Source organism: Xenorhabdus sp. TS4 (assembly GCF_014467265.1).
Taxonomy (GTDB): Bacteria; Pseudomonadota; Gammaproteobacteria; order Enterobacterales; family Enterobacteriaceae; genus Xenorhabdus; species Xenorhabdus ehlersii.
This window is the reverse complement of record NZ_NKHQ01000002.1, coordinates 91,518-99,899: the sequence shown is the minus strand read 5'-3', so window position 1 is coordinate 99,899 and position 8,382 is coordinate 91,518. Positions and strand designations below refer to the sequence as shown.

At 39.1% G+C, this 8,382-nt stretch carries 8 protein-coding genes and 1 pseudogene; 2 read left to right on the top strand and 7 right to left on the bottom strand.

The features are described from left to right. The first annotated feature begins 613 nt into the window (after positions 1 to 613). A complete protein-coding gene (locus Xets_RS01180; protein ID WP_222941479.1) occupies positions 614 to 1,414 on the top strand; it encodes a hypothetical protein in 801 nt (266 codons plus the stop codon). 120 nt (positions 1,415 to 1,534) lie between these two features. Next, positions 1,535 to 1,798 (top strand): PAAR domain-containing protein, encoded by a 264-nt coding sequence (locus Xets_RS01175; protein ID WP_187651064.1) that lies wholly within the window; start codon positions 1,535 to 1,537, stop codon positions 1,796 to 1,798. A gap of 470 nt (positions 1,799 to 2,268) precedes the next feature. Here Xets_RS01175 and Xets_RS01170 read toward each other — a convergent pair whose 3' ends face one another. The 7 genes and pseudogenes from Xets_RS01170 to recQ form a co-directional block, all read right to left on the bottom strand. After that, positions 2,269 to 2,421, bottom strand: a complete 153-nt coding sequence (locus tag Xets_RS01170) for a hypothetical protein (protein ID WP_187651063.1) — start codon at positions 2,419 to 2,421, stop codon at positions 2,269 to 2,271. Positions 2,422 to 2,641: 220 nt separating this feature from the next. Continuing rightward, positions 2,642 to 3,073: a carboxymuconolactone decarboxylase family protein gene (locus Xets_RS01165; protein ID WP_099133133.1), complete on the bottom strand. Its 432-nt coding sequence runs from the start codon at positions 3,071 to 3,073 to the stop codon at positions 2,642 to 2,644. A gap of 309 nt (positions 3,074 to 3,382) precedes the next feature. Then, a complete protein-coding gene (locus tag Xets_RS01160) occupies positions 3,383 to 3,736 on the bottom strand; it encodes a DUF805 domain-containing protein (protein WP_099133132.1) in 354 nt (117 codons plus the stop codon). A 258-nt stretch (positions 3,737 to 3,994) separates the two neighbouring features. Further along, a pseudogene (locus Xets_RS01155) lies at positions 3,995 to 4,260 on the bottom strand (substrate-binding domain-containing protein); the annotation flags it as partial. A 247-nt stretch (positions 4,261 to 4,507) separates the two neighbouring features. Continuing rightward, a complete protein-coding gene (gene yigL / locus Xets_RS01150; RefSeq protein WP_099133130.1) occupies positions 4,508 to 5,308 on the bottom strand; it encodes a sugar/pyridoxal phosphate phosphatase YigL in 801 nt (266 codons plus the stop codon). Between the two features lie 21 nt (positions 5,309 to 5,329). Then, positions 5,330 to 6,301, bottom strand: a complete 972-nt coding sequence (gene pldB / locus Xets_RS01145; RefSeq protein ID WP_187651062.1) for a lysophospholipase L2 — start codon at positions 6,299 to 6,301, stop codon at positions 5,330 to 5,332. Between the two features lie 45 nt (positions 6,302 to 6,346). Next, complete coding sequence (gene recQ / locus Xets_RS01140; RefSeq protein ID WP_187651061.1) at positions 6,347 to 8,173, bottom strand: ATP-dependent DNA helicase RecQ; 1,827 nt, start codon at positions 8,171 to 8,173, stop codon at positions 6,347 to 6,349. Between the last annotated feature and the right edge of the window lie 209 nt (positions 8,174 to 8,382).

The window sequence follows — 8,382 nt, the reverse complement described above, 5'->3', positions numbered from 1 at the left end:
CGAATTGCTAGAAAACTTCTTTCTCACACGTTGGGTATTTTTGCCAATTTTAAACAAGGTAAAAGTCAACGCGACTGGCTTCAACAAGCCAACGTTATAAGATGTTAAAGTCGAGCATCGCGTTAAATTAGTTTATTTTTATGCTCTCCCTGATTCAGAATCAAAACTTTATTTACTTCCGGAGTTAAATGAAAAAACTAGAAAAGAGACTAAAGAATTTATTGAACAACAGACCAAAGTAGATAAATACAGAGAGCAAGAGATACGTTCATTTTTTCAGGGTGACGAAAATCCTACAGGCAAGCGTGGGACAGGCTTTCTTGACCATAGTAGCGCCTTATATGCTGAATACATTGATAAGAGATTGCGAGAATTGTGCACTCTTTCACCGGATAAAAAATTGCAAAGGAAGCAGGAGGATTTATCATTTCTTGCAAGTGAACCGCATTCGATTCGCGCAGTATTTCAAAGAAAAAAAATCAGAGAGTATTATTTTTTAAGAGAAATAGATAATCAATTAATGATAACTCTAGAAGTAACCAAAAACGATATAAGAGGCCCAATAGCCTTGCAACGTTACTCTGAGAAACGATAAAAGGATAACATGAGGCTAATGATGAAATTAACATTCATATTATTAACAATATCACCACTGATCTTGTGTTTAACAGGATGTGAATTCATATCCAATACTATTTCAAATTACTGGCAAACTTATAAAGATAAGTCTGAACCATTTTCACCACCTGAAAAAAATCAATGGATTACAGTCGAAGGTATTGCTCCTCCAAATACTAAACCTAATTTAGACAGTATTTATGCTTCAAATAGATGTCTTGCCACCCATAATACCGCAGGTGGGACACTCTATCACTTACCTAAATATCACTGGAACAGATTTAATATTTCAGTAGATCCTGTAACAGGTTATTTTAAAGAAAAAATACCTCTTAATGGTGGAGGCTGGTGTCAATGGCAGATTGATAATATTGAATTAACTCTTGAGTATAATAACGTTAGCCATTTGATGAAGAATGCTGTATCGCGAGGTAGGGCTGGAATAAATGTATATATCAACGGTGCAAGAAAATCTAGTGACATGAAAGCATTAGAAAATATCATTGATTATAGGCCGACTATTTATCCAGTCTTAAGAAAAAGTTTTGTTACAGGAAATACTAATCAAATAGGTCTTTATTCTGGAGGGAAACTAACCTTTTTTGAATTAATTCTACAGCAAAAAAATGAATGGAAAATAAAATACATACCAACTTTAGATGAAACTAAGATGCCAAAAATTATTATACCAGGAGGTAATAAACCATCCAGAGTTGAATATCCTGATGGTAAGATTGATTTATATAGGGATTCTATTGATTATTGGAAAATAAATAACGCCTCCCAATGGGAATAGCCATAAATATTTATTAAAGCCACTTCAACATCAGAACCTTACATGATTTATTTATAGTTTCTGATGTTGTGACTGATATCAATCATTGATAACCGAATTTTTCAGGTATAAGGTTAAAATATGGCAAACAAAGCCGTTATTTTATTAAACGACACAACCGATCACGGTGGTAAAGTAATTACTGCTGTGGGTGGTTATACTTACAAAGGTATTCCCGTTGCCGGAGAAACGGATTTAGTCGAATGTCCTAAATGTGAGGGAGTTTTTCCTATTGTCGAAGGCTGTGAGAATTTAAAGAGTAATGGGAAAGCTATTGCAGTAGAGGGAATGCACACAGCGTGTGGTGCTAAACTGATTGCCAGTCAGAAAGAGTTTCTCGCTTAATAAAACCACACTGACGCGCTGCGTTTGTCTTCTCCGTATTACCGGGCTAATACATTCACCCGGTAATACGGAGAGCCGAAAAACAACTGCCAGAAGGCAGTTTAATTCCTCACCTACTCCTCAATTCTCTATTCGTTTTTTATTTACCTCAGGATAAAAACAGGTGAGGAATGAAGATTAATTTATCTTTAAAAATCAATATACTTAGTGTTCCTCGCTTTTTCTGCATATATGCGTGAGAAATGAGGAATACAGTGAGTATCACAATCTATTTTCTCGTAATTCCTCATTTTTTTACTCACTATTTAGTCTACATTGTTTTGGTTGATAATGGTTATTTCCTGCCCGTTGCGGGTAATGAGTCCGTCATGTTCTAACTTGGTTAACCAACGGCTGAAATTCTTCACATTCACCCCATCGACTTTAAATCATCACGTGTACAGGGGCAATGCTACAAGGTTCTTTCAGGGCTATAGGGCGATTGCCTGGCGACAGTCTGCGCCATCAGTGCCGCGACTCTTTCGGCAATCGGCTGTGTTGGATAATGAGTTTCTTTGGTTGGTCACACTGACGGCAATACCAGTTACCATGATGGTAATCCAACTTTGCAAAGCAAACGCCATTACTAGTGGCTTTTATGGTATTGGGGGGATTAATGATCTATTGGTTAATGTGCAAGAGAATTAAATAAAGCCAGGAATATATCAGTCCATTATGCCTAATATCTATGATTTTTGATTTGGGTAAGATTTTCTTTTAAAAGGAGGGACCGTGATCCCAACTTCCAGAATAAAATATTTCCTTTTAATTAGCCCAAAGCAACTACGATGAAATCAAATAACATTAATGACGCATACCGATTGCCAATCGATTCATCCCATTCATAAGCGCAATCGCAAAAGTCAAATCAGAAATTTCCTGATCCGTGAAGTGATCTTTCAAGGGTAAATAAGCATAATCATCTGCGTGTGTCGTTACAATGTGAGTAAGCGCTTCGGCCCATTCCAACGCCGCTTTTTCACGGTGAGTAAACTGACTACTCACTCGCCATCCAGCTAATTCAGCTAACCGACGTTCTGCCTCTTGATTTTCGCGCAAAACTTGAGTGTGTTTATTTAAGCAGAAAGAACAACCATTGATTTGAGATACTCGCAAATAGATCAATTCAACTAATTGCAAACCTAACTGACTATTTTCCAGACCTTCTTTTACCACACGAAAACCTTGCAATAGCTCTGGAGATAAGTTGTAGTAAGCGAGACGCAATTTACTCATAAATAACACTCCTTATATTAATATCCCAAGAGACTATATTAAAAATTATTACTTTAAGGAAAGAATTATTTCTTATAATAACTATTCATTTAAGTTAAAAAAACATAAAAGAAGCATTGATTCAAATTTATATAATTCACCATACCAATTATTCAATTAGATAATTAACAAAAAAATGCCACTAAAGTAATAAGTGGCATTTTATATTACGTGGCAAACTAAACAATTAATCTTTCTACACCGAAAACGCTTCAACCAACTGATTTATATCAAATAAATTAAAAATCTTTAGATGTGTGTTTTTCGATATTAATACTTTCTTCTTGGATCAGCGCCGTATTCATTATCACCCTGAGTACCTTCCAACAGAGTAAATACGAATAAAACAATGCTGGCTACGGGAACAAAAGCTAATAAAAACCACCATCCAGAACGGTTAATATCGTGCAGTCGGCGTATTGTTACAGCAAGACTTGGAATAAAAGTAACAATGATATAAATCAACAACAATGCAAAACCAGCAGTATCATTAATTGCTGAACCCAATACTATAAGAGCCAGGAATACAATAATGTTAAATAAATAGAACATCCAATATTCTTTACGACGGGCACGGCCAGAGAATTCAGCATAATTTTTCAAAACACTAAGATACCAATTCATAATATCACTTTATCGAAATCAAATTATATAAAAGAAAAGCAGGCAAACTATAAAGGATGATAGATTCTATACCTAATTATCTTTTAATGTCCATAGTCCATTACTAGTTGGTAAATATTTTCTTATTTATGTTATTATTAGATAGTGATTTAAAAAAACCTTACAAATGTAAAATTAGAAACAGGAACAATATAAATCTCTTTAGCTCATATCAAAGTTACGCATAAATCTATCAGAAAAATAAGACCAATTATTTTACTATAAACTAAGCTTGCACCCACAAGATTCACCCATTTGTAATTCAAACTCACGCTCCTGAGCTGTTCCATGTTATCAATATTTCAATAGCAGTTTTGGTCATTTTGTCGATGGGCTGACGCACCGCAGTTAAAGAAGGCACATTAAATTGTGATTGCAGGGTGGCATTAAAACAAACTAGTGCAATATTATCGGGAACGGCTAGCCCATTTTCAGCCAACGCACGTAAGCAACCAAAATCCTGTAAGTTCATTGGTCGCAAACAACACTGGTATACAGCAAACCGTCAATCTGACGGTTTAATCCTGTTTTTTGGATAGCATTTCGCATTTCTGGCACAAAAAATGTTGTAATTAATCCAATACCGGCCATCAATGGAAAATAACGCAATGGGCATGTTATAGAAAAAATACAAGTTCCCATCAGCATGGTTGGTTATTTGACTGGAAAAATGACTTATCAATATAAGAAAACAGCATCACATCGGATGCTGTTTTCAAACAATTAACTTCTTTAAACCTGATACATTTTCCGTAAATAACAGGAAACTGCATCATCCGCATTGGAACCAATAAGTTCCATATCAGGTAAAATATCTTTCAAGCGCTGGTGCGCTCCCTGCATGATGCAGCCTTTACCGGCCACACTTAACATTTCCCGATCGTTCATACCATCGCCAAAAGCAATGCAGTCATTTAATTGATATCCAATCAATTGACAAACTTGCTCCAATGCATGACCTTTAGAAACACCACCAGCCATCACTTCCAAACAATTCCTCAGTGAAAAACTGACATTAACCCTTTCCCCCCAACGCGCTTTAATCCTCTCTTCCAAATCCACCAAATAATCATGATCTTCACTGGTGTAGTACACCTTACAAACGCCATTTGTAGGAAAATTATCGCGCTGAAAAAGTTGGTAATGGAAAACTGACTCCTGAAAAAACTCTTTCTGTTCAGGTGATTCTCTATTTATTAGCCAATCATCGTTATTGAAATAATTAGTCAGGATATTGGGATTATCAAACTCCAATAAACACAAATCATGGGCAATATCAGGATCTAAGTTATGGCTAAATACCAATTCATCTTGGGTATTGTGAACCCTTGCACCGTTGGAAGTGATCATATAAGCATCAATGCCCAATCCATCACGGATCTGTCCCACATCAATATGATGCCGTCCTGTTGCAAAAACAAAATGAATCCCTTGTTCCGTCAATAAGTTCAACGTTTCCTTGGTATACGGGGTTAATTTATGGTCGGGAGATAACAAAGTGCCATCTAAATCTGAAGCAACAACATGATACATGGTTATAGTTCCTAAACTAAATCAGTTCTGGTCAAAAAAATTACAAATTGCATTGAGAGCCTGCGCTCGCAATACATCTTTTTCGAACAGGATTTCGTGATGAGCCCCCTGGATAATCAGGGGATTTTGGTGAGATGCACAAAAAGCCAATAACTCCCGATTACTTACTATCTTATCTTCACTTGCTTGTAATACTATGAGTGGAGTTTGAATTTTGCCCGCATTTTCAATCAGATTATCGCCCATCAGCATACTCTCACGCATCCAATGGTAAGTTGGCCCCCCAAGACGTAATTCAGGATAATCAGCATAGTAACGCAAATAACGCTGATAACGCGCATAACTGTGCGTTAATAGATTGATAAAATAAGGTAATGGCCGCCATTGCCCCGTTGATAGGGCATAAGCGTTACGTCTTTTTACATTGGGTTCCGCCTGGTTAACCAGAAAATTTGCCAACCAGCGGGGCATTGGTAAGTTGATACCAAACATCGGCGCACATAACGCCACAGCACGAAAAATCGGCTCCTGGTAACGTATCAGAAAACGGCTCAAGATCGCACCACCCATTGAATGGGCCATAGCATAGTAGCGATGAGACTGACGGGGTGCCACTTCAAGCTCAATAAATTTAGCTAAGTCATCCACATAATGATCGAACTCTTCAACATGGCCTTTTTGTCGATCGTCCAACATGCGCCCTGAACGACCTTGTCCACGGTGATCAATAACGAAAACATCGTAACCCAGATGATAAAAATCATAGGCCACTTCAGGGTATTTCACGTAACTTTCACTACGGCCAGGCAAAATGACGAGTGTTTTGTCATGATAGGGGGAACAAAAGGAGACATAATGGATGGGAATATTATCAATTCCTACAAATTGCCGTTCTTCTCTTGTTTGCCAAAAATCCAGTAATAGTCCATTCGTAAAGGCTGAGAACTGAGGTTCACGGTTTAACCAGCTAGCTTTCAATATCTCAGGTACCATTCTTCATCCTCAGTTCACTGTCCTTTAGTTACTCAAATCTCTCAGTTACTCAAATTCTTCAAAATGCTCTCGGATTAAGGTCATAAATGCATCACCAAAACGCTCCAATTTCCGCTGACCAACGCCATTAATCAGCAAAAGTTCATCCGGCGTTATTGGGCACTGTTCTGCCATCTCAATTAACGTGACATCATTGAAAACAACAAAGGGTGGAATATTGTTTTCATCAGCAATGGATTTACGTAATTTACGCAACTTAGCAAATAATTTGCGATCATAGTTGCCGCTGTACGATTTGTTTTGCTGATTGCGGCTTTTCAAGTTTTGGATACGCGGTACGGCAAGTTGTAGAGGCACTTCGCCACGTAATATAGGCCGCGCAGCCTCTGTCAATTGCAGCGCAGAATAGTTGGCAATGTTTTGGCTGATCAGCCCCAAGTGGATAAGCTGACGTAAGACACTCATCCAATGTTCCTGACTCTGCTCTTTACCAATGCCATAAACAGGCAGCTTGTCGTGCCCAAAATCTCTAATGCGTTGATTATTTGCACCACGTAACACTTCTACAATATAGCCAATCCCAAAACGTTGTCCAACGCGATAGATACAGGACAGCGCTTTCTGTGCTTCTACCAGAGCGTCGTAACGTTTGGGAGGATCAAGGCAAATATCACAGTTGCCACAAGCTGTTTGGCGACTTTCCCCAAAATAATTCAACAATACCAAGCGCCGACAGGTCTGCGCCTGTGCAAATGCGCCCATAGCATTGAGTTTATGCCGCTCAATATCCTGTTGTTCACCTGCGGGTTTTTCTTCTAAACAGCGCCGCAGCCATACCATATCCGCAGGATCGTAAAACAGCACGGCTTCCGCAGGTAAGCCATCTCGCCCAGCCCGGCCAGTTTCCTGATAATAAGATTCGATATTGCGGGGAATATCAAAATGCACGACAAAACGCACATTAGGCTTGTTAATCCCCATACCAAATGCAACTGTTGCCACAACGATCTGCAAATCATCTCGCTGGAAAGCATCTTGTACCCATGCCCGTTGACTGTTTTCCAGCCCCGCATGGTAAGGCGCAACACTTAACCCCCGCTTTTGCAAACGCTCCGCGGTTTCTTCCACTTTATTACGACTATTGCAATAGATAATTCCACTTTTTCCCTGCTGGCCTCGGACAAATGACCAAAGCTGATCAAGCGGTTTGTATTTCTCAACTAAGGTATAGCGAATATTGGGACGATCAAAGCTGCTGATATGGATAATCGGCTCACGCAACTCCAGTAAACGTACGATATCCTGACGGGTCGCTTTATCTGCTGTAGCGGTTAGTGCGATCACAGGAAGATCGGGGAAACGACGACGAAGTTGCCCTAATGCTCGATATTCTGGGCGAAAATCATGCCCCCATTGAGAAATACAGTGAGCTTCATCGACAGCCAATAAAACAGGCTGCCAGTCGGGAAGTTGGTCAAGAAAGTTATCCGTTACCAACCGTTCAGGGGCGATATAAAGCAGTCTAATACTCCCCTTACGACAACGTTGAATGATATCAAATTGCTGTTCACGATTTTGAGTTGAGTTCAGACATTCCGCTTCAACGCCATTCGCACGTAGTTGATCAACCTGGTCTTTCATCAATGAAATGAGTGGAGACACTACCAGAGTCAGCCCATTTTTAACCAATGCAGGGATCTGGTAGCACAGTGACTTACCGCCTCCCGTTGGCATAACCACCAGACAGTCGCGTCCGTCAAGAACGGCGTCAATAACCTGCTGCTGTCCCGGACGAAATTGCTGGTATCCGAATGTTTTTCGTAATGCTTGTTCAGCCAGCGATGCCGTGCTGATGAGTTCTGCGGTAGACACGCCTTTCCTCGATCGTTAGAAGATAATTCCTGAAAAAACCTAAAAACAGGCTATAAAAATACAGTCGCGATCCGATCGCCTGTATATAAAAAATCACCGCTTATTCTACACGCTATATGGTTATTTTTTGTAGTCCGTTTTTTTCCCATGAATTGTTTCTCGAAGCGCTTCACAGACTGGCAAAGTCGATAATGAAAGCATAAACTTAA

Coding starts and splice junctions, on each gene's coding strand:
- Xets_RS01160 (WP_099133132.1), bottom strand. CDS start 3,736: ATGAATTGGTATCTTAGTGTTTTGAAAAATTATGCTGAATTCTCTGGC.
- Xets_RS01175 (WP_187651064.1), top strand. CDS start 1,535: ATGGCAAACAAAGCCGTTATTTTATTAAACGACACAACCGATCACGGT.
- Xets_RS01180 (WP_222941479.1), top strand. CDS start 614: ATGATGAAATTAACATTCATATTATTAACAATATCACCACTGATCTTG.
- pldB (WP_187651062.1), bottom strand. CDS start 6,301: ATGGTACCTGAGATATTGAAAGCTAGCTGGTTAAACCGTGAACCTCAG.
- yigL (WP_099133130.1), bottom strand. CDS start 5,308: ATGTATCATGTTGTTGCTTCAGATTTAGATGGCACTTTGTTATCTCCC.
- Xets_RS01170 (WP_187651063.1), bottom strand. CDS start 2,421: ATGGCGTTTGCTTTGCAAAGTTGGATTACCATCATGGTAACTGGTATT.
- Xets_RS01165 (WP_099133133.1), bottom strand. CDS start 3,073: ATGAGTAAATTGCGTCTCGCTTACTACAACTTATCTCCAGAGCTATTG.